Genomic DNA, 20,548 nt, shown 5'->3' with positions numbered 1-20,548 from the left:
ACCGGTCCACGGGCCCTGGCCGGTCGTTGCGGCCGGGGCCCGTGGGCTGACCCCGGTTCGGGCTCCCCTTAGGGCACCTGCCGCGCGAGGTGCTCGCCGAGCAGCCACAGTGGGAGCGGCCCCTCGTCCAGCACCGCCTCGTGGAACGTCAGGGCGTCGCCGGTCCCGCGCAGCTCCCGCAGGTACCAGTGCCCCAGGTGGTAGGCGAGGGCCTGCCCGGGATCGTCCACCGCGTACCGGACCAGTTCCGTGCGGATCTCCACCTCGGAGAGGAAGCCCGTCCCGCGCAGGAAGTTCCCGGCCCGCTCGAACGTCCAGCCCAGCGCGTTCAGCCCGGTGTCGACGACCAGGCGCGCCGCGTGGAACCGCTCGGCGCACAGCCGCCCGTACCGGTCGACCGGGTCCTCGTAGAGGCCCCACTCGTAGCCGAGGCCGGCGGCGTACTCGGCCCAGCCCTCGCAGTACCCGGCGATCGAGAACGTGCGCTGGGTGGAGAACTCGCGGCGCACCGGGTGCAGCCGGTCGTTCTCCAACTGCCGGCCGATCTGCAGGTGGTGCCCGGGCAGCCCCTCGTGCAGGATCAGGCTGGCGGCCTGCACCAGTGGCCGGTTCGGCAGGTCGGAGCCGTTGTAGTGGTAGTACCCGCAGCCGTCGGCGCCGGGCACGTCGTAGTACCCCCAGGTCAGGCCGGCCTCCAGCGACGGGTCGAGCCGGGTGAGCCGGAACGGCGCGGCGGGCAGCCTCGCGAACTGTCCGGCCAGCATCGGCGTCACCCGGTCCAGGTGGCTCCGCAACCGGCGCTCCAGCTCCGCCGGGTCCGCGGCGAACGTCGCCGGGTCGGCGTTGAGCCTCGCCCGGTGCGCCGCCTCGTCGACGATGCCCAGTTCGTCGCGGATCCGCGACGTCAGGCGGTCGACCTCGGACAGGCCGATCCGGTGAATGTGTTCTGCGGTGAGGTCCAGGCCGGTGTGCAGCCGGATCAGGCCGGCGTAGCACTCCGCCCCGCCCGGATAGTGGTGCATCCCGCCCTCGGCCGGGCCGGCGGCGGCGTGGGCGGTCATGTCGGCGATCAGGGCGTCGAAGGCCGCGCCGAGCCGGGCCAGCGCCGGGGCCGGCCCGGGGAGGGCCGCGGCGGCCGTGGCGTGGCCGCGCATCGACTCCAGCGCGGCCCCGACGGCCGACCCCGGCAGGTGCACGCCCCGGGCGCGCTGCTCGGCGAGGGTGGCCCGGATCTGCTCGACCGCGCCGATGTGCGAGTCGAGCAGCGACCGGAGCCGCTCGGGCCCGTCGGGGGCGCCGAGGTCGACGCCGGTCATGGTGGCGCGCTGGTCGCCGAGGACCATCGCGTTGTACGGGGTGACCGGGAACCGGTACCAGAACCGCTCCGTCTCGGCCACCTCGTGCTCGAGATGGTCGCGGAGGTAGCCGGCGGTCAGCCGGTCGGCGTCCGGCACCGCGAGCCGGTCGAGCCGGTCGAGCAGCACGGCGGCCGCCCCGGCCTGGCGGTGCACCGCCTCGGGCCCGCCGTCGGGGAGGACGGTGACCTCGCGTCCGGCGCGCTCGGCGGCCCACGGGTCGCGGGCCAGGATGCCGTCCCACACCTCGTCGGCCAGATTCTGGAGTTCCACGCCGGGAAGTCTAGATCAACTTCGCGGGGCCCGCGATCCGTGGATTCGCCTGATTCAGGTCAAACCGGGCGTATCATCGACGTCGGAGGAATGCCGTGTCGTCGCGTGCCGTGTCGAGCGTGTTCGTCGCCTGGGTGACCCTGCTGACCGCCACCTACTACCTGGCGGAACCGGTCCGCAGGCCGCTGTGGGTGCTGATCGGCTTCAGTGCGGCCACGGCCGTCCTGGTCGGCGTCCGGCGCAACCGGCCGAGGCACCCCGGGCTGTGGTGGCTGCTCGCCGCCGGCATGGCCCTGTTCGTCGCGGCCGACATCGTCACCCCGCTGTTCGGCCGGCCCTGGCGGTCGCTCGGAACCACGTCCCTCCTCGTCGACATCTTCTATCTCTCGGTACTGGTGAGCTTCGCCACCGCCCTGTCCGGATTCGCCCGCTGGTCGGCGGGAACCGGCCGGGCCAGCGTCCTGGACGGACTGACCCTGATCGCCGCCGCCGGCACCATCTCCTGGACCCTGCTGATCGCGCCCCGGCTCGGCAGCCCGAACGTCCGCTACCTGGGCGCCATCCAACAGATCGCCGCCGTGGCCTACCCGCTCGGCGACCTGCTCCTGCTCTCCATCATGGTGCGCCTGGTCGTCGGCGCCCGGTGGACGGCCACCATTCTGCTGCTCGGCGCCGGCGGGCTCGCGTTCTTCGCCGCCAACGTCGTCTACCAGAGCACCACGAAGCTGGGCGCCTGGGTGCCCGGCCACCCGGTGGACGCCGTGTGGTTCGTGTTCCTGACCAGCTGGGGCCTCGCGGCGCTGCGGCCGGGCATGACCCGGCTGACCGAACCGGGCCTGGCCAGATCCAGCGAACTGACGGTCCAACGGCTCGTCCTGCTCGCGGTGTGCGCCCTGATCCCGCCCGCACTGCTGGTCGCCGAAGCCGTGCGCGGCCCGGTGGACAACGGGATCCCGATCGCCACCGCCCTGGTCGTCATCACCGCCCTCGTACTGGCCCGGCTGATCGACGCCATGCGCCAGAACCTGCGGGTCCTCGGTCGCGAACGCGGCGTGCGGGCGGCCGGCGTCCGGTTCGTCGCGGCCACCAGCAGGGCCGAGGTGGCCCGGGTCGTCGAGGGGGCTGTGGCGGACCTGTTGCCGGCCCAGACCCCGCACAAGGTGCTCCTCCAACTCGGCGACGCCGGGCCGGGTCCGGAGTACTGCGCCACCTGCCCGCGACAGGGCGGACCGGCCCACGCCCGGTGCGCGTGGCCCGAACACGCGGCGCTGTGCCAGCCCGCAGCGCTGCCGCCGGACCTGGCGCGCGCCTTCCGGGGGTTCCCGCTGGTCCTGCGGTGCCGACTCGCGCCCACCGGCCTCAGCGAACCCGCCGAGGGCACCCTGCACGTGGCCGCCGCCGACGCCGACCGGATCGCGCTGACCGAACTGCGGCCGTCGCTGGAGGTCCTGGCCCTGCAGGCTGCGATGGCGCTGTCCCGGATCGAGCTGACCGGCGAGGTGCACCGGCGCGACAGCGAGGCGTACTTCCGCACCCTCGTGCACAACGCCTCGGACGTGATCCTGATCCTCAACCGCGACGGCACCATCCGCTACGGCAGCCCGTCGGCCGCGGAGATGTTCGGCGACCCGGCGTTCCTCGGGACCAGCTTCCCCGACCGCCTCGCGGAGGAGGACCGGGCCGACGTGCTGGCCTGGCTCGGTGACCCGTCCGCCACGGCCGCCGAGCACCAGGCGTCGTGGACCCTGGTCGGCGACCCGGCCCCGGTGGAGGTCGAGGCCTCCGCCCGGGACCTCAGCGGGGACGCCACGGTCGGCGGGCTCGTCCTCACCCTGCACGACGTCACCGAACGCCGCCAGCTCGAACGGGAACTGACCCACCGGGCGTTCCACGACCCGCTCACGGGCCTCGCCAACCGGGCGCTGTTCGCCGAGCGCGTGACCCAGGCCGTGCTGCGGGCGCACCTGACCGGCACCCAGGCGGGGGTCATCCTCATCGACCTCGACGACTTCAAGATGGTCAACGACACCCTCGGCCACCCGGTCGGCGACGAACTGCTGGTCAAGGTGGCCGCCCGGCTGCGGGAGGTCCTGCGCCCCGACGACCTGGCCGCCCGGCTCGGCGGCGACGAGTTCGCGATCCTCATCGAGGACGCCGCCGACCGCACGGCCGTGGAGAACGTGGCCAGCCGGGTGGTCACGGCGATGGCGGTCCCGGTCCGCCTCGGAGGACAGCTCGTCCGCGCCGACGCCAGCGTCGGGGTCGCCAGCGCCGACTTCGCCGCCGACGCCGACGAGCTGATGTCCAACGCCGACCTCGCCCTCTACGCGGCCAAGGACGCCGGCAAGGGCCACTGGCGCAGCTTCCACCCCGAGCTGCACAGCACCATGGTGGAGCGGATGAACCTGCGCACCGACCTCGACCGCGCGATCTCCGCCGGGGAGTTCACGGTCCGCTACCAGCCGATCGTGCGCCTGGTCGACGCGCGGGTGGTCGGCCTGGAGGCGCTCGCCCGCTGGGAACACCCACTGCGCGGCACCCTGCCGCCCGCCGAGTTCATCACGGTCGCCGAGGAGACCGGACTCATCGTGCCGATCGGCATCCAGGTGATGCGCCACGCCCTCACCGCCGCGGCGTCCTGGCCGGTCGGCGACGCGGGCCCGGCACCCTACGTCGGGATCAACGTCTCCGTCCGCCAGTTCCGCAGCCTGGGCATGGTGTCGGGGATCCTCCGCGAGATGCACGCCGCCGGCCTGCCGCCGGACCGGGTGGTCGTGGAGATCACCGAGAGCCTGCTCCTCGACGAGAACGAGCAGGTCTGGACCGACCTGGCCCGGCTGCGGGCCGCCGGCGCGCGGGTGGCCATCGACGACTTCGGCACCGGGTACTCGTCCCTGAGCTACCTGCGGCAGACGGCCCTGGACCTGGTGAAGATCGACCGGTCGTTCATCACCGGCCTCGACCGGTCCCCGTCGCAACGCGCCCTGGTGGACGGCATCGTGGGGATCGCCGAGACCCTGGGCCTGACCGTGGTCGCCGAGGGCGTCGAGACCCCGGCCGAACGCGACATCCTCATCGCGATGGGGTGCACCCACGGCCAGGGCTACCTGTTCAGCAAGCCCATGACCGAGCAGGAGACGACCGGCTGGCTCGGGCGAAAAGATTGATCTTGACGGTCGGGCCGGGGCGCGACATACGATCGCGCGATGCGCATCCTGATGATCGGTGGTACCAAGTTCGTCGGCCGTCATCTCGCCACCGCGGCCCTCGCGGCCGGCCACGAGCTGACCCTGCTGCACCGGGGCCGCACCGGCGCGGACCTGTTCGAATCGCAGGCCCGGCACCTGCTGGCCGACCGCGACGACCCGGAAGCGCTCACCGCCGCCCTCGCCGAGGGGGAGTGGGACGCGACGATCGACGTGTGCGCCTACCTCCCGGGCCAGGTCACCGCCCTCGCCGACGCGCTCGGCGACCGCGGCGGCCAGTTCGTGCTGATCTCGACCAGCTCGGTGTACGACCCCGAGGCGCCCGGATTCACCGAGGACGGCCGGGTGCACGAGTTCGACGGCCCGGCCCCGACCGAGCTGACCGACGCCGCCTACGGTGGCCTGAAGGTGCTGTGCGAGCGGGTGGCATTCGACAGGTTCGGCCCGTCCACGCTGGTCGTCCGGCCCACCTACGTGATCGGGCCCTGGGACCACCACGGCACACTGGACTACTGGGCGCACCGCGTGGCCCGCGGCGGCGAGGTCCTCGCGCCCGGCGACCCCGACGCGCCGATGCAGGTGATCGACGCCCGCGACATCGCCGCCTTCACCCTGGCCGCGGTGGCCGACGGTCGGGGCGGGACGTACCACCTGGTCGGCGCGTCGGCGACCGGTACCTTCCGGGACCTGCTCGAGGAGGTGCGCACAGGCGTCGGCGCCGCGGACGCGACCTTCACCTGGGTCGACGACGCCTTCCTGATCGAGGCCGGCGTGACCTCCGCGGCGCTCCCGCTGTGGTCGCAGGGCGACCCCGCCGAGGACCTGACCAGCACCGCCGACCCGGCCGCGTCCCTGCGGGCCGGTCTGCGGGTACGCCCTGTCGCGGTGACCGCCCGCGACGTGCTGGCCGGCGGGGCGGCGACGGCGAAGGCGATGTCGGCGGAACGCGAGGCCGAACTCCTGGCCAGCTGGCACGCCCGCTGACGACCCGGATCCCGGCAGTTCCACTGACGACCGGTCGCTGACCGAGCGACGGGTGGTGGCCGACGCGGTGTGGCCCGCTGCGGATGGCCGCCGGGCCGACCGCTACGGCAGGGCGAGGACGGCGCACAGCGCGCCGACCGCGACCCCCTGCAACAGGGCCCTGGCCGTGATCACGCTGTCCCACCGGGTCTGCAACGCCCGCGCGTTCGCCGGCACCCGGCCCTCGAGGGCCGCCGCGGTGAGTTCCTTGTTGATCGGGGCGTTGACCACCTTGTAGATCACCAGCCACACGACCAGGGCCACGGTGGCGACCAGCGCCGCCGCCGTGGCCGGCCACCGGCCACTGAGGGCGGACGCGCCGGCGGCGAGCACCGTGGCGACGACGCTGAGGGCGCCGGGGATCGGGAACCGGCGGTCGCCGTAGTGGTGCATGTGGCCGTTCACCGCGACCAGGGCGCGGTCGTCGACCTTCGCCCAGGTCGGACGCCCGACGAGCGCCCCGAGGACGTCGGTGCCGTAGATGATCCCGGCGGTCAGGACCGCGACGGCGGCGAACACGTGGCTGAGGACGAACATGTGGAGCTCCTTCGAGGGGTGGGCGGGTGCTATTCGGCCGCGGCGGCGACTGGGGGCGGGGTCGTCGCGGCGGACGGGCGCTCGCGCAGGAGCAGGACGGCGTTGAGCAGGACGAGGACGGCGGTCAGGCCGTGGATCGCGAACGCCGCCGCCCGGGAACCGCCCGAGCTGAGCACGATCACCATGTCCCCGGCGGGCACGAAGGTGACGGCCAGCAGCGCCCAGCCCAGCGCCCGGCGGTGTCCGGTCAGCAGGAGCGCGAAGATGGTCAGCCCGCACGCGATGTCGCGCACGCCCTTGACGGCGAGGAAGGCCGCGCCGTCGTGCCGGGGCCAGGTCGGCAGGCCGAAACCGGCGGCTGACCCCTGCGGGTCCAGCAGGAAGCCGAGGCCGACGTAGACGATGAACAGGCCGCCGAGGACGGCAAGGCCGGTGGCAAGGGGCTTCACGGCCCCTCCCTTCGTTTCGTAGCAATGCTAGATCCAGGAACGACACTAGCCTTGCCTGTGCTCTCATGTCTAGCGGTGCTAGCAATCGGATCGAAGAAGCCCGTGCGACGCCGGGTCGCACGGGCGGTGGGGAACAGGTGTGGCTACGAGCCGGTCGCCCCGTCTATCCGCTCCCGGATCAGGTCGGCGTGCCCGGTGTGCTGCGCGTACTCCTCGAGGAGGTGGATGTACACCCAACGGAGGTTGAGTTTGCCGGTCGGCGCCTTGGCGTCATCGACAGCGACGTCCAGGTCGCAGCCGGCCACCGCCGCGTCGCACGCGGCCGTCACCTCCAGGAACGTGGCGTGGTCGGCCTCCGCGTCCGCGTCGGCGACCAGGTCGAAGTCCCCGTCGGGATACTCCTCGGTGAGGTACAACTCCGGCAGCTCCTCGTGCAGGTACTTCTCCCGGAACCACCAACGCTCCACCTCCGCCATGTGCCGGACCAGCCCGAGCAGGGTCAGGTTCGACGGCTCGACGGCCGCGGTCTTGAGCTGTTCGGCCGTGAGGCCCGCGCACTTGCGCAGCAGGAGGGCGCGGCGCTGCCGCAACCAGTCGTCCAGCATCTCGCGTTCGCCGCCGGCCATGTCCGTTCGGGGTACCCGCTCGATGTCGGGTGCAGTCCAGGTCATCCCGCCATGATGACCTGCCGCGCAAGCGAATTGATCATCCCGCGCGGGCGCGGGGCCCTGACCGGCGGCTCTGGGCAATCCACCGCGAACCCCGGGAGTTCTCGCTAGCTTGGGTGGATGAGACCAACCGAGTCGAACCGGGCCGTGCACGTGCTGGTGTTCGGGGCGTCCCTGCGCCGGGGCTCGCTGAACACCCGACTGGCGACCCTCGCGGCCCGCACGGCCGAGGCGTCCGGCGCCTCCGTCGAACTCGTCGACTTCCGCGAGTTCGACACCCCGCTGTACGACACCGACGTCGAGAAGGCCGACGGCATCCCCGCCGGGGCGGTGCGCTTCCGCGACCGGCTCACCCTGGCGCAGGGCTTCGTCGTCGCGGCCCCGGAGTACAACGCGTCCATGTCCGGGGTGCTGAAGAACCTGATCGACTGGACGTCGCGGTTCCATCCGCAGCCGTTCGCCGAGCGGCACGGGATGCTGATGTCCGCGTCGCCGTCGATGTCCGGCGGCAACCGGGGGCTGTGGGCGCTGCGGGTGCCCCTCGAACACCTCGGGGCCCGGCTGTACCCGGACATGTTCAGCCTCGCGCAGGCGCACACCGCCTTCGGCCCCGAGGGGGAGATCGCCGACCCGACGCTGCGGGAACGCTTCGCCAGCACCGTGGACGGCTTCCTCGACCTGACCGAGGCCGCCAGCCACTACCAGTGCGCCAAGCGGGCCTGGATCGAGTTCCTCGGCGAGCGGCCCGACCCGGCGGTCGACCGGGTCGAGTAGCCGGCTACCGCAGCGAGAACCGCACCCCGGCCTGCGGCTGTCCGTCGCCGAAGTCCACGGTGAGTTCGTACGTGCCGGTCCGCGACATCGTGGTGGCCCGGTTGAGGTTGAACTCGTATCCGCCGGTCGCCGGGTTGTACCGGAACGTCTTGCCGGAGTCCGGGGTGTCGGTGTACACCAGTTCGTCGTCGGTGCCCGTGATCGCGGCGCCGAGCCGGACCAGGTAGATCTTCACGAACGCGTTGGTCACCGGTGCGCTGTCCCCGGTCAGCCGGAACCGGACGGGCACCGTGGTGCCGAGAACGAACACGGAACTGCCGTCCGGGTTGACCGGCTGGGTCACGCCCGACCAGGCGAACGCGACGGTCACCGTGAACGTCCGCCAGGTCACGTGGCCCTCGGAGTCGCCGGCCTCGCAGTACACCGGGGTGGAGCCCAGGGCGAAGAGGGTGCCCGAGGCGGTCTCGCAGTACACGGAAAGGGGGTTTCCGTGGTGGTCCCTGGCGGTCGCCTGGTAGCTGAACCGCGCGCCGGTGCGCTGGGTGGCCGCCACCGTCACGTCCGCCGGCACGGTCAGCACCGGCAGCAGGGTGTCGCGCACCGTGACCGGGAACGAGCCGGTGACCGTGTTCCCGGCCGTGTCGGTGGAGCGGCAGGTCACGGCGGTCACCCCGATCGGGAAGGTGCCCGGCGCGTCGCACGTCACCGGCCGCGCGCCGTCCGCTGCGTCCATCGCCGTACCGGGGTACCCGACCTGGTAGGTGCCCAGCGGGCTGTCCGCCTCCACCTCGACTGCGGTGGGCAGGACCAGCACCGGCGGCCGGGTCGCCGCCGGTCCGGCCCCGACGATCACGGTGAGCGGCCGGCTGGCCTGGAAGTCCACGTCGCCCGGATCGCTCGGCGACTGGGTGTCGGGGAAGGCGAAGGACACGTCGGGCTGCGGGCTGTGGTTCCCGGGCAGCCACACCTGTCCGGGCACGCCCTGGGCCGAGGCCCCGGCGAACAGCGGGAACGCCGCGCTCCCTGCGGCGGAGGTGCTGACCAGGGCGTGGCCGGTCGCCACGGTCAGGTCGCCGAAACCGGGCACGGGCATGCTCCGGTAGGTGCGCGGCGGGTACACCCCGGCTCCGGGCAGCGCCGCGCCGGCCGCGTCGCGGACCACCACCGTGGTGGTCACCGTCGGCGGCAAGGTGATGTCCATGCCGGCGTCGGCGGCCTGCTCGTGGACGCCGCTGATCGTCGACCACGGCGGCATGCCGACCCCGCCCCCGATGTCCAACTGGAACTGGTACGGCGGCGGGAGGACCGGCAGCGAGTACCGCCCGTCGGGGCCGGACGTGCCCGTCGGGCAGGCGACCTCCAGCGGATCGCAGCTGCGCAGTGTCACGCCCGGCACCGGCGCGCCGTCCGCGGCGCGAATCGTGCCGGTCAGGTGCACCGGGTCGGGCAGCCACACGTCGCGGTACACCACGTCGGCGTCCATCGCGCCGATCTCGATTGCGGTCTGGTACAGGCCGGAGCCCGCCGGGGGCTGGACGTACGCCAGCCACCGGTGGTCGGCGAACCCGCCCCTGAACTCGGGGAACGAGGCGTCACCGTCCGCGCCGGTGACGCCGTCGGCCCGGCCGGGGGTCAGATAGACGGCGTTCATGTCGCCCAGGTCGGCCGGCCCGTACACCTCCGGCATCGTCAGCCGGGCCCCCGGCAGGGGAGCGTGGCCGGAACCTCCCCGCACCCGCACGGTCAGCGTCGCCGTCGGCAGCACCAGCCGGGCCGTCCGGTCGGCGGGCAGCGCGAAGCCGGCGGTGTGGAAGTTCCAGCCGGTGGACAAGCCCGGCGCGGTCGCGCCACCACCGCCGGTCAGGGTGAACGGCGCGCCGGTGTCGGTGACCGACAGCGAGTACGCGCCGTCGGGGCCGGTGTGGACCGTGGCCGAGGAACCGTGCCCGTCGGACAGGGACAGCGACGCGTCAGGGACGGGTTCCCCGGTCCGCACCGTCAGGGTGCCCGACAGGACGCGGGGCGCCGGATCGGCGACGGCCGCGACGGGGTGGAGCGCGACGGTGAGGGTCGCTGCGAGGGCGGTCACGAGAGTGCGGAGCGCGCTGGACCCGGTCATCGGGGATCCTCACTGGAGTGTGCGGAGCTGTCCGCCTCCAGCTGTAGCAGTCAATCCTCCGCCGCCCCGCCCCGAAGTCCGGAAGCCGACCGGGCGACCCGGCCCAGTCGGCTCCGCGAGGTCCCCGCGGTCAGGCCGGTCGGCCCGCGAGGTCCCGTGGTCGGAGCCGGTCGGCTCCGTGAGATGCCCGTGGTCAGGGCCGGCCGAAGAACCAGTTCCCGTGGGCGTTCTCGTCGGCGCCCGTGTAGTACTGCCGGGTGGCCGCGACGAGCTCGTCCACGCTCAACGCGCCGTCGCCGTCGGTGTCCATCCGGGCGAAGCTCTCCGCGACCTGCTCGGACGGCGTGCCGAAAGCGCGCTGCAGGGTGTGGAACTCGTCGAGCCCCAGCGTGCCGTCGCCGTCGGTGTCGGCGAGTCGCATCACGGCCTCGGCCGCGGGCCGCAGTCCGGCGTCGAAGCCGGCCCGGTCGTGGATGAACGCGTCGGCCATGCCGGTCCGCCACTCGTGCGGGCTGATCTGCCGGTCGCCGTCGAGATCGGTCGCCGACAGGAGGGACTGCCAGAAGGTCTCCAGTCCGTTGAGGACGTCCTGGCCCTTCGCGCTGGTCGGGGCCTCGCCGAAGCCGGCGAACAGTCGGCTGCCGAGGGCGAGGACGTCGGCGTGCTCGACGACGCCGTTGCCGTCGACGTCGAGGTGCCCGAAGGCTTTGTCGAGTTTGGTGTTCTGGAAGTCAGTGGTCATGCCCGTACAATAAGGGATATGTCCAAGATTGTCCTACTAACCGGGGCGACCGGTTTTCTGGGCGGCTACCTGTGCGCCGAGCTGCTCGCCCAGACTGACGCCACCGTCCACTGCCTCGTCCGGGGCCGGACCGACGAGGGCGCGCGCCGCCGCCTGGCCGCCTACCTGGCCCACCGGGGCATCCCGCGCGCCGACCTCGCCCGGGTCGCCACCGTCCGGGCGGACCTGCGGGCACCCCGGCTAGGGCTCGACGACGCCACGCACGAGCGGCTGGCCCGCACCGCGGGCGCGATCTACCACTGTGGCGCGACGGTCAACCTGGCGGCCGACTACGAGCGGCTCGCGTCGTGCAATGTCGAGGGCACCCGGGCGGTCACCGAACTGGCCGCGCGCGCGGAGGTGACCCTGCACCACATCTCCTCCGCCGGCGTGTTCATCGACGCCCCGCACGTCGGACACCCGGAGGTCGACGAGGACACCGTGTTGGAGCCGGGCATGCCCGGCGAGGTCGGCTACACCCGCACCAAGTTCGACGGGGAGGAGATCGTCCGGGCCAGCGGCGTGCCGGCCGTCATCTACCGGCCGGCGTTCATCACCGGCGACCACGCGACCGGCGAGTCGTCGGCCTCGGACCTGATCACCCGGGCGATCCGGGCGTCCGCCGTGCTCGGGGTCGCCCCCGACTGCGCCACCGCGATGCCGACCGCGCCGGTCGACTACGTCGCCCGTGGCATCGTCGCGCTGTCGACCCGGCCGGCCGCCGTCGGGCGGACGTTCCACCTCACCCAGCCCGAGCACCTGTCGATGGCCGAGATCTTCGCCCGGCTCCGGGCACGCGGATACGCCCCGGGCTCGCAGCCCGTGACCGACTGGCACGCCACCCTGCAGGACCGAGTGGCCGAGACCTCGGCGTTCACCATGCTCGCGCTGTGGCGGATGGGGAGGTACCTGCTCGCCGAGACGCCGCGTGACCAGGTGCCGGTCGTGCGCTCCGAGCGGACCAGGGCCGAACTCAGCCGCCTGGGGGTGACCTGCCCCGTCGCGGACACCGCCTACCTGGACCGGATCATGGGGTACCTCGCGGCGTCGGGCCTGCTGGCGAGATAGTCGGCAGCGCGTCGCGGGCGCGGCGGAGGTGGTCGCGTTCGGCGGAGTTCTCGGTCCGGGTGATCGCCGCGTCGTACGCCGCCACGGCCTCCCCGGTGCGGCCGAGTCGGCCGAGCAGGTCGGCGCGGACGGCGTGCAGCAGGTGGTACCGGTCGAGGTCGAGGGCGTCGACCAGGGCAAGCGCCGCCAGCGGCCCGTCGACCTCGGCCACCGCGACCGCCCGGTGCAGGGCCACCACCGGGGTCGGCGCGACCGCCAGCAGTTGGTCGTAGAGCCGCACGATCTGCCCCCAGTCGGTGTCCGCGGCGGTCGGCGCGTCACTGTGCACGGCGTTGATCGCGGCCTGGATCTGGTACGGGCCGGGCCGGCCGCGGCGCAGGCACCGCCGCACGAGTTCCTGCCCCTCGCCGATCAGGCCGCGGTCCCACCGGCCCCGGTCCTGCTCGGCGAGCCGGACGAGGTCCCCGGACGCCGTGGTCCGGGCCGGCCGGCGCGCCTCGATCAGCAGCATGAGGGCCAGCAGCCCGGCCACCTCCGGCTCGTCGGGCATGAGGTCGGCGAGCAGCCTGCCGAGCCGGACCGCCTCGGCGCACAGCTCCGCGCGGACCAGCCGGTCGCCGGAGCTGGCCGTGTACCCCTCGTTGAAGATGAGGTACACGACGGCGAGCACCGCCCGGAGCCGGTCGGGCAGATCGGCGTCCGCCGGCACCCGGTACGGGATCCGCGCGTCCCGGATCTTCCCCTTGGCCCGCACCAGCCGCTGGGCCATCGTCGCCTCCGGCACCAGGAACGCGCGGGCGATCTCCGCCGTGCTGAGTCCGCCGAGCAGCCGCAACGTCAACGCGACCCGGACGGCCGGGCCGAGCGCCGGATGGCAGCAGGTGAAGATCAACCGGAGCCGGTCGTCGTGCACGGGCCCCTCCTCGACGGGTTCGTCGGCCGCCAGCAGCACCGCGGCCCGGGCGTGCCGATCCGCCCGGGACGCCTCGCGCCGGAGCCGGTCGATCGCGGCGTTGCGGGCGGTGGTGATGATCCAGCCCTGCGGGCTCGGCGGCGTTCCGGCGGTCGGCCAGCGCGCCACCGCCGCGGCGAACGCGTCCTGCACGGCCTCCTCGGCGAGGTCGATGTCGCCGAGGAGGCGGGTCAGGACGGCCACCGCGCGGCCGTACTCCGCGCGGAACACCCGCTCGACCTCGCCCGCGCCCATCAGTCCCGGACCGGCCGGACCTCGATCGGCAGCGTCGTGGCGCGGGCCATCCTCGCCGCCCAGCCGAGCGCGGCGTCGAGGTCGGGCGCCGCGATGACCGTGAACCCGCCGAGATGCTCCTTGCCCTCGGTGAACGGGCCGTCCGTCAGCAGCGCGTCCCCGTCGGAGTCGCGCACCACGGTGGCCGTGCCCGCCGGGTGCAGGCCGACGGAGAACACCCAGGCGCCCGCGGCGCGCAGCTCGCCGTTCAGGACGCCGAGATCGGCCATGATCGTGTCGAGGACCGCTGGCGGCGGCGGGTCGCCGTCCGGCTGGTACACGCTGAGCAGGTACCGCTTCATGGTCTCCACCCTAGGCAGCCGGACGATAGGTCGCGACCACGACGCCGGTACCCGTCACGGTGGTGTTCTCCAGCCGCAGCGCCGTCGGGGCCGCCCCGTCCGCGAACAGTCGACGACCGGACCCGAGCACCACCGGATGCAGCAACAGCACGTACTCGTCGACCAGACCGCGCGCGGCCATCGACCGCACCAGCTCCCCGCTGCCCAGCACCACGATGTCCCCGCCCGGTAGGTCCCGGAGCCCGGCCACGGCGTCGAGCCCGGAGACGAGAGTGGCGGTGTGCCAGCCCAGCGGGTCCGCGAGCGTGGTGGACACCACGTACTTGGGGGTGTCGTTGAGCACCTGTGCGAACGGGTTGTCGGTCTGGTGCGGCCAGAAGCCGGCGAAGTCCTCGTAGGTCCGGCGGCCGAACAGCAGCGCGCGGGTGGTGGCCATGCCCTCGGCGGCGACCTTGGCGAGGACGTCGTCGGCGTAGGGGGTGGCCCAGCCGCTGTGGGCGAATCCGTCGCGGGGGTCCTCGTCGGGGCGGCCCGGGGCCTGAATCACGCCGTCGAGCGTGATGCTCTCAAAAACCACGACCCTACTCATATCACTCACCCTTCCGGTTGGTCCTCACCTCCTATACGAACGGCACACCCCCAGATCGACACTCCGCCGGAAATTCGCTCCGGCCCGGCCCTGGCCCCCGAATCACGGTGGCGGGCGTCGGCCGCCGCCGACAGAATGAGGCCTCAAATTGATCTCTCAGGGGGCCTGTCATGGTGTGGCGGTCATGGTTCCGGAGGCTGGGAATCCGGCCGCACGGTGACGAGTCTGCCGGGTCTTCCGGCCCCGCTCCTGAACCGGCGCCTCTGCCGCAGGTCGGTCCCGTGCCGCGTCCGGCCGGGCCCGCCGACTTCCTGTGGGACGCCGCCGACGACCCGGACCCGGAGGTGCGCCGCGCGGCGGTCGACGCGTTCGCCGCCGGTGGGGCGTCGTGGTGGCTGGCCATCGACGAGGCGCTACGCGCGCGCTGGGCGTACCTCACCCCATGGGAACAGCCCCTGCCCGACCAGGTCATCGCCGCCGACGCCGACCTGCTGCACCTGGCCATGGCCGGCTGCCACCGCGACGGCCGGCTCCGCGCGGCCGCCGTCATCCGGCTCGCCGACCACCCGCATCCGGCGGCGACGGCGGTCCTGGCGATCCGGACCGGCGACTGGGCCAGGCAGGTGCGCGAGCAGGCACGGAGGATCCTCGGGAGCCGGCTCGCCCGACCCGGCGCGGACACACTGGTCACAGCGGCGGTCCTCGGGTTCGCCATCCGCAACCGCCACCACGGAGCCTGGCTGCCCGGCCTGATCGAACACCACCTGAGCCACCTGCCGGTCGCGGACATCGAACCGCTGCTGACGGCGGGGGACCGGTGGACCCGGCGCGCGGCGTTCCGGGCGGCGACGGCCCGCGGTCTGCTCGACCGGCAGCGGCTGATCGCCGCGGCCGTGAGCGACCAGGACCTGCCGATCCGCACGCTGTGCGCCCGGGCGGCGATCGGCGTCAGCCCGGACCCGGCCGCCGTGCGGGGACTGCTCGCGAGCCGCACGGCTCTCGTGCGGGCCGAGGCACTGCACCACCTCGCGGTCCACGGCGAGGACCGACACGCGGCCGTCAGCGCACTGGGCGACCGGCACCCGCTCGTCCGGGCCACGGCCCAGGCGGCCCTTCGCGGTACCCCGCACGACCTGGCGGGTCACTACCGGGCCATGCTCGCCGAAGACCCGCCGAAACCCGGTGCGATCGCCGGACTCGGCGAGACGGGCACCCCGGCCGACGGCGCGCTGCTGATCCCGTGGCTGGCCCATCCCAGCTCCCGAGGGCGGGTGGAGGCGATCCGTGCCCTCCGCCGGCTCGGCGCGCTCGACCCCGTTGACCTGGTCCCGATGCTCCACGATGTGTCCGGCGTCGTCAGCCGCCAGGCCGCTGCCGTGCTGCGCCATCACACCGCCCTGGTGGAGGAGTCCACGATCACCGCGCTCCTCGTGCCGGGCGGACCGCGCCATCAGACCGTCGCCGGGTACCGACTGCTGCGGGCCGGCGACGTCTGGCGCCGCCTCGCCGTGGGCCTCCGCCTCGTCGCAGGCTCCGACGATCACCTGCGGGCCCTGGCGCGCGCCGACATCGCCACCTGCCTCAGCGGCGAGGCCGCCACGACCTACGCCGTGCCGGCCCCCGACCTGGCCGCTGAGCTCGACACCCTCGTCCGCCAGGTCGCAACCGCGCTCGATCCGAGCTGGGTCCGGCAACTGCGCTTCCACGCCGGCCTGGACAGACCGCGCCGGACGGGTACTCAGTAGAGCGGTCGGCCGCTGTTTCGGGCCGCCACGTACGACTGCCAGTCGAGCGTCACCTGATCGGCGTACCCAGTGGCGAACGCCCGGGTCTCGGCCTGCAGCCCCGACACCGACGTGATCGCGTTGTCGATGGCCGCGTCGGCGGAGTACGACAGCCCGGTACCCGTCAGGTCCTGGTCCGCGCGGGAGTGCGCCGCCGCGAGCAGGCGGCCGATGTCGCGGACGGTGTCGTCCCACTTCGCCGAGCTGGTCAGGTCGGCAATCGCCAGGTCCTCCGCGAACGGGGACTTCTCCTTGACCAGCACGGGCACGGTCCCGACGCTGGCCCAGCCGGCGAGCGGGTCGGACTGGTTGGCCAGCCACCGCAGGGCCAGGGCCGGCCGCTGGCCGCCGGTGAGGGTGGTCGCCGTCGGGGCGAGTTGCTTGGGCGCCGGGTCGACCTGCTGCTTGAGTTCGAGGATGCGGTCGTCGCTGGTGGAGGTGGTGTCGCCCTCGATGAGGACGTACCAGCGGAACCGGCCGAGGCTGCCGGTGCCGGCGCCAAGCCGGCGGCGCACGTCCTTCACGACGGCCTCGCCCGCGCTGAGCGGCTCGCCGGCCGTGGTGCGGTAGGAGGCCACGGCGTTGATGAGACTGGTACGGGTCGCCGCCGGCACCGTCTGCAGTTCCGGGTCGGAGGCGAACGTGCGGGTGCCGCCGCTGACGGTGGTCCACCGGGCAAGCAGGTCCGAGCGGTGGTCGCCGGCGGAGTCGGCGATGAGCGCGGCGGAGAGGTCGGAGGTGTTCGTGGCGGTCAGCCGCCAGGTGAGCTCGTCGCCGGTGCCGTGGAACTTGTCGATCCACTGCGCGTACTCGGCGACCAGGGTGTCGACGTCCCCGGCGATCGCGGTGGCGCTGCGGCCGTTGGCGCGACCGGCGAGCACGATCGCCACCGCCTCGCGGCGCAGTTCCCAGGTCCACGAGCCGCGCCAGGCGTCGTCGGTGTCGGTGACCTGGTACTGCTCGACGTTGTCGGCGCCGCGGTCGGCCCCGGTGTTCTCCAGGTGCGCGTCGCCGGTGATCCACACGTCGGAGCCGCCGGTCGCGTACGCCGACGGGGCCAGTTCGCCCAGGTCGCGGTAGTAGAGCGGGGACGTGCCGCGGAAGAACGCCCACGCGCTGGACGCGAGCTTCGCGGTGCGGGCGGCGAGGTCGTCGTCGGTCGCGCCGCCGTTGAGGACGTGCAGGGCGTGGTCGCGGGTGTAGACGACGGTGACCGGGTCGCGGGTGAGCGCTGCGGCGGCGGGGCCGGCGGGGACCGTGACGAGGGTGGCTGTGACGAGGACGGCGACGGACCAGGGCAACAGGCGCATGCCTTGATGGGTACCGGACCGAGATGACGCCCCGGCGTCCCACCGGTGTCCGGGGTGATCGGGTTTCGCAGTGTCCTTCATGGATACTTGCTGAAGTCAAGCTATCGGCAGGCATTGATTTTACCGGAGGGCGCTGGTAGACATGATCAACACTACTCGATCTTGGTCGGCGTCGCCGGCCGGAGGGAGAATCCGATGAACACTCTCATGGCACTGGAGCCCCGCGTCGCCGGTACGGACGTCGCGGAGCCCGTCGTCGCGTTCGCCGACGGTTTCAACGCCGCCGACCGGATGAAGTGTGCCGGCTGCTGCAAGCAGAGCACGCGGATCGACATCGCGACGCACTCCGTCACCCAGTAACACCGCGTTCCCGGAGTGCCGGACCGACCACGAAGGGCCATGGACATGGTGGACACAGATATCGAGGGCCGTGTCGCCGGCCTGGTCGCAGGGCACTCCGGGCCGGCGGTCACCGTCCGAGGCGACGCGACGTGGCTGACCGTCTTCCCCGCCGGGGCCGCGCTGGCCGACCACGGCTGGAAACTGCACGTCTCCTGCCGGGTGTCGACGTTCCCCGAGCTGGTCGACAGCCTCGTGCCGGTGCTGCTCGCCGAGGGCTGCGTGTTCAAGCTCGCCCGGTCGGCCGCCGTGCTCAAGGGACTCAACGACGGGGTCAGCTCGCCGGCCACCGTTGGCAAGGCCTTCACCGTCTACCCGGACCAGGGCCGGGTCCGCGAGCTCGGGCTGCGCCTGGCCGACCTGCTCCGGGGCACGGAGGGACCCCGGGTGCTCAGCGACCAGCGGGTCACCCCCGACGCCCCCGTGTTCTACCGGTACGGACCCTTCGTCGCCCCCTGGACCACCGACGCCCAGGGCCGTCTGATCACGATGATCCACGGGCCGGCGGGGGAGGAGTTCGGCGCGCTGGCGACCCTGCAGTACCGGCAGCCGTCGTGGGTGGTGGACCCGTTCACCGGCGCGACCGGCCACGAGGAGGACGCGTCACTGCTGGTCGGCGACCACTACCGGATCGTGGAGGGCGTCTTCGAGTCCGGCCGCGGCAACGTCTACCGGGCCACCGACGAGCGCGACGGCGGCCGGGTGATCGTCAAGCAGGCCCGCGCTCTCGTCGACGAGCACGACGCCTCCGGTGACGTGCGGATGCGGCTGCGCAACGAGCGCCGGGTCCTGGAGAGCCTGGCCGGGTACGACGGGGTGTCGCGGTTCCTCGACCACTTCCGGCACGGCGACGACGAGTTCCTGGTGACCGCCGACGCCGGTCCGTACAACCTGGACGAGGACATCGCCCACGACGGCCGGTACGGCCCCGGCGGCCGCGACCTCGCCGACCTCGCGGCCCGACTGAGCGGGATCGTGCTCGACCTGCACGCCCGGGGCGTGATCGTCCGCGACCTCAGCCCGAAGAACGTCGTGATCGACGCCGGGCGGGTCACGCTGATCGACCTGGGCCTCGCCGCCTACGACGGCCTGCACATCCCCGGTGGCACCCCCGGCTACGCGCCGGCCCGGCAGTGCCGCGACGAACCACCCCTCCCGCACGACGACCTGCACGCGTTGGGTATGACCCTGCTGACCGCCGCCAACGGCCTGAGCCCGATCAGCGTCGGCGACGATCACGACCTGGCCAGGATCCGCGCCCTGCAGGTGATTCGCGCGACGGCCGGACCGGCACCGACCGGGGTGCTCGGTGCGGTCGCCGACCTGCTGAGCGGGGACGCCGAGGCCGCGACCCGCGCGGCCCACCGGCTCGCCGGTCGCCAGCCGGCCCCGTCCGCGACCACGTCGCCGGAACCGGCCGACCGCCGGCCGGCACCGTCCGTGACCACGCTGCCGGCCCTGCCGGAACCCACAGAGGACCTGGTCGCCGAGATCGTCGACAACCTCCTCGCCGACCTGCTGGACCAGACCCGCCGGGTGCTGACCGCGTCCACGAGCCGGTCCATCGCCCACGACGCGAGCGTCTACGCCGGCAGCGCCGGCATCGGCCTGGAACTGCTCGAACACCTCGACCGGCCCGGGGTCGCCGACCTGCTGGCCGACCTCGTGCCGTTCACGGTCCGCGCGATGGAGAAGGTCAACCTGCCGCCGGGGCTGCTCGTCGGCCGGACCGGGGTGGACGTGTTCCTCCGCCGGGCGGCCGAGCACGGCATCACCGCCGACGGGTACGCCGGGCCCGCCGTCCCCGGCCCCGACTGGAAGCCCGAGGGCGAGGACCTGATCGTCGGAGCCGCAGGGGTCGGGCTCGGCCACCTGCTGCTCGGCGGCGAGACCCACCGGGAGGTCGCGGTCCGGTGCGCCGAACACGTCCTGACCCATCCGGTACCCGACGCGCCCAGCCCGATGCCGCCCCGCGCCGCCGTGGAGCCCTCCGCCGGCCGGGCGCACGGGCTGGCCGGCACCGTCGAGGTGCTGCTGTTCGTCGGCGACGCCGTGGGCGACAAGCGGCTGCTCGACGCCGCGGCCGACCGCGCCCGACTGCTCCTCGCGAGGGGCAGGGACCTCGCCGACCGGGTCGGCACGCCGTACTCCGCGCCGCTGGCCGCCTCCTGGTGCCAGGGCCTGGCAGGGATCGGGCAGACCCTGCTGCACGCCGGCCGCCTCCTCGACGATCCGGCCCTGACCGCCGGGGCCCGCGACATCGCCCGGGCGGCCACGGTGTTCCTGCCGCACGTCAGCGTGCCGAGCCAGTGCTGCGGCATGTCCGGGGTCGGGAACCTGCTGATCGACGTGGCGGTACGCGAGTCCAGCGAGGAGCACTGGGCGGCGGCCCGGGTGGCGGCGCGGCAGATGCTGCTGCGGAGCGCCGGTACCCCTGGGCATCCGGTGTTCATGAAGGACTCGCCGGAGGACAACAGCGCCTCGTGGGCGTTCGGCGTGGCCGGGATCCTGGCGTTCTTCCGCCGACTGTCCCGGCGGGGCGGCGGCACGGGCCTGCCCCTGCCGGGCTGAGCCCCGGGGGTGCCGGCCCGGACGGGGCGCGCGGTGGCCCTCCACCGGCATGATCTTCATGCACCTCGGTAGTCATGGCCGCCGTGGTGCATGA

General features: G+C 73.5%; 17 protein-coding genes. 7 read left to right on the top strand and 10 right to left on the bottom strand.

Annotated features, from left to right (window positions below):
• Positions 1-68: 68 nt before the first annotated feature.
• Entirely contained in the window at positions 69-1,628 is a 1,560-nt protein-coding gene (locus tag IW245_RS08615) for a DUF885 domain-containing protein (protein ID WP_197002655.1), read from the bottom strand.
• A 95-nt stretch (positions 1,629-1,723) separates the two neighbouring features.
• Between IW245_RS08615 and IW245_RS42115 the strand changes: the two genes are divergently transcribed.
• Together IW245_RS42115 and IW245_RS08605 are read left to right on the top strand one after the other, a co-directional pair.
• Entirely contained in the window at positions 1,724-4,795 is a 3,072-nt protein-coding gene (locus IW245_RS42115; RefSeq protein WP_197002654.1) for a putative bifunctional diguanylate cyclase/phosphodiesterase, read from the top strand.
• Between the two features lie 39 nt (positions 4,796-4,834).
• The gene (locus IW245_RS08605) at positions 4,835-5,818 is read left to right on the top strand and encodes an NAD-dependent epimerase/dehydratase family protein (RefSeq protein WP_197002653.1); all 984 of its coding nucleotides are present in this window, start codon (positions 4,835-4,837) and stop codon (positions 5,816-5,818) included.
• Positions 5,819-5,920: 102 nt separating this feature from the next.
• On the opposite strand, the gene IW245_RS08600 is transcribed toward IW245_RS08605, so the two are convergent.
• From IW245_RS08600 to IW245_RS08590, 3 genes are all read right to left on the bottom strand, one after another.
• Positions 5,921-6,394, bottom strand: coding sequence for an anthrone oxygenase family protein (locus IW245_RS08600; protein ID WP_197002652.1), 474 nt, complete (start codon positions 6,392-6,394; stop codon positions 5,921-5,923).
• Positions 6,395-6,423: 29 nt separating this feature from the next.
• Positions 6,424-6,843, bottom strand: a complete 420-nt coding sequence (locus IW245_RS08595; RefSeq protein ID WP_197002651.1) for a DUF4267 domain-containing protein — start codon at positions 6,841-6,843, stop codon at positions 6,424-6,426.
• A 143-nt stretch (positions 6,844-6,986) separates the two neighbouring features.
• On the bottom strand, positions 6,987-7,514 hold the full coding sequence (locus tag IW245_RS08590; protein ID WP_197002650.1) for a DinB family protein: 528 nt from the start codon (positions 7,512-7,514) through the stop codon (positions 6,987-6,989).
• Between the two features lie 117 nt (positions 7,515-7,631).
• Between IW245_RS08590 and IW245_RS08585 the strand changes: the two genes are divergently transcribed.
• The gene (locus tag IW245_RS08585; protein WP_231398711.1) at positions 7,632-8,285 is read left to right on the top strand and encodes an NADPH-dependent FMN reductase; all 654 of its coding nucleotides are present in this window, start codon (positions 7,632-7,634) and stop codon (positions 8,283-8,285) included.
• Positions 8,286-8,289: 4 nt separating this feature from the next.
• On the opposite strand, the gene IW245_RS08580 is transcribed toward IW245_RS08585, so the two are convergent.
• Entirely contained in the window at positions 8,290-10,404 is a 2,115-nt protein-coding gene (locus tag IW245_RS08580; protein ID WP_197002649.1) for a PxKF domain-containing protein, read from the bottom strand.
• A gap of 193 nt (positions 10,405-10,597) precedes the next feature.
• Positions 10,598-11,146, bottom strand: coding sequence for an EF-hand domain-containing protein (locus tag IW245_RS08575; protein WP_197002648.1), 549 nt, complete (start codon positions 11,144-11,146; stop codon positions 10,598-10,600).
• 18 nt (positions 11,147-11,164) lie between these two features.
• Between IW245_RS08575 and IW245_RS08570 the strand changes: the two genes are divergently transcribed.
• The gene (locus IW245_RS08570; protein ID WP_197002647.1) at positions 11,165-12,253 is read left to right on the top strand and encodes an SDR family oxidoreductase; all 1,089 of its coding nucleotides are present in this window, start codon (positions 11,165-11,167) and stop codon (positions 12,251-12,253) included.
• Here the strand turns inward: IW245_RS08570 and IW245_RS08565 are convergent.
• From IW245_RS08565 to IW245_RS08555, 3 genes are read right to left on the bottom strand one after another with little or no spacing between them, the layout of a single operon-like run.
• Positions 12,213-13,460, bottom strand: a complete 1,248-nt coding sequence (locus IW245_RS08565; RefSeq protein ID WP_197002646.1) for an RNA polymerase sigma factor — start codon at positions 13,458-13,460, stop codon at positions 12,213-12,215. The genes IW245_RS08570 and IW245_RS08565 overlap by 41 nt on opposite strands.
• Positions 13,460-13,801 (bottom strand): YciI family protein, encoded by a 342-nt coding sequence (locus tag IW245_RS08560; protein ID WP_197002645.1) that lies wholly within the window; start codon positions 13,799-13,801, stop codon positions 13,460-13,462. The genes IW245_RS08565 and IW245_RS08560 overlap by 1 nt, the downstream gene beginning before the upstream one ends.
• 10 nt (positions 13,802-13,811) lie before the next feature.
• The gene (locus IW245_RS08555) at positions 13,812-14,390 is read right to left on the bottom strand and encodes a dihydrofolate reductase family protein (protein ID WP_197002644.1); all 579 of its coding nucleotides are present in this window, start codon (positions 14,388-14,390) and stop codon (positions 13,812-13,814) included.
• Positions 14,391-14,671: 281 nt separating this feature from the next.
• On the opposite strand from IW245_RS08555, the gene IW245_RS08550 reads away from it, so the two are divergent.
• Positions 14,672-16,135, top strand: coding sequence for a hypothetical protein (locus tag IW245_RS08550; protein WP_233472446.1), 1,464 nt, complete (start codon positions 14,672-14,674; stop codon positions 16,133-16,135).
• Here the strand turns inward: IW245_RS08550 and IW245_RS08545 are convergent.
• Positions 16,129-17,484 carry a DUF2252 domain-containing protein gene (locus tag IW245_RS08545; RefSeq protein ID WP_197002643.1) on the bottom strand — a complete coding sequence of 452 codons (1,356 nt, stop codon included), beginning with the start codon at positions 17,482-17,484 and terminating at the stop codon, positions 16,129-16,131. The two genes, IW245_RS08550 and IW245_RS08545, sit on opposite strands and share 7 nt — an antisense overlap.
• A gap of 195 nt (positions 17,485-17,679) precedes the next feature.
• Between IW245_RS08545 and IW245_RS08540 the strand changes: the two genes are divergently transcribed.
• Both IW245_RS08540 and IW245_RS08535 read left to right on the top strand, forming a co-directional pair.
• Positions 17,680-17,844 carry a hypothetical protein gene (locus tag IW245_RS08540; RefSeq protein WP_197002642.1) on the top strand — a complete coding sequence of 55 codons (165 nt, stop codon included), beginning with the start codon at positions 17,680-17,682 and terminating at the stop codon, positions 17,842-17,844.
• Between the two features lie 45 nt (positions 17,845-17,889).
• On the top strand, positions 17,890-20,454 hold the full coding sequence (locus tag IW245_RS08535) for a class III lanthionine synthetase LanKC N-terminal domain-containing protein (RefSeq protein WP_197002641.1): 2,565 nt from the start codon (positions 17,890-17,892) through the stop codon (positions 20,452-20,454).
• The last annotated feature ends 94 nt before the right edge of the window (positions 20,455-20,548 follow it).

The sequence above is a fragment of the Longispora fulva genome (genome assembly GCF_015751905.1).
Lineage (GTDB): Bacteria > Actinomycetota > Actinomycetes > Mycobacteriales > Micromonosporaceae > Longispora > Longispora fulva.
This window is presented reverse-complemented; position numbering and strand designations above follow the sequence as displayed.

Coding starts and splice junctions, on each gene's coding strand:
- IW245_RS08600 (WP_197002652.1), bottom strand. CDS start 6,394: ATGTTCGTCCTCAGCCACGTGTTCGCCGCCGTCGCGGTCCTGACCGCC.
- IW245_RS08570 (WP_197002647.1), top strand. CDS start 11,165: ATGTCCAAGATTGTCCTACTAACCGGGGCGACCGGTTTTCTGGGCGGC.
- IW245_RS08545 (WP_197002643.1), bottom strand. CDS start 17,484: ATGCGCCTGTTGCCCTGGTCCGTCGCCGTCCTCGTCACAGCCACCCTC.
- IW245_RS08555 (WP_197002644.1), bottom strand. CDS start 14,390: ATGAGTAGGGTCGTGGTTTTTGAGAGCATCACGCTCGACGGCGTGATT.
- IW245_RS08560 (WP_197002645.1), bottom strand. CDS start 13,801: ATGAAGCGGTACCTGCTCAGCGTGTACCAGCCGGACGGCGACCCGCCG.
- IW245_RS08535 (WP_197002641.1), top strand. CDS start 17,890: ATGGTGGACACAGATATCGAGGGCCGTGTCGCCGGCCTGGTCGCAGGG.
- IW245_RS08590 (WP_197002650.1), bottom strand. CDS start 7,514: ATGACCTGGACTGCACCCGACATCGAGCGGGTACCCCGAACGGACATG.
- IW245_RS08585 (WP_231398711.1), top strand. CDS start 7,632: ATGAGACCAACCGAGTCGAACCGGGCCGTGCACGTGCTGGTGTTCGGG.
- IW245_RS08605 (WP_197002653.1), top strand. CDS start 4,835: ATGCGCATCCTGATGATCGGTGGTACCAAGTTCGTCGGCCGTCATCTC.
- IW245_RS08575 (WP_197002648.1), bottom strand. CDS start 11,146: ATGACCACTGACTTCCAGAACACCAAACTCGACAAAGCCTTCGGGCAC.
- IW245_RS08580 (WP_197002649.1), bottom strand. CDS start 10,404: ATGACCGGGTCCAGCGCGCTCCGCACTCTCGTGACCGCCCTCGCAGCG.
- IW245_RS08540 (WP_197002642.1), top strand. CDS start 17,680: ATGAACACTCTCATGGCACTGGAGCCCCGCGTCGCCGGTACGGACGTC.
- IW245_RS08565 (WP_197002646.1), bottom strand. CDS start 13,460: ATGGGCGCGGGCGAGGTCGAGCGGGTGTTCCGCGCGGAGTACGGCCGC.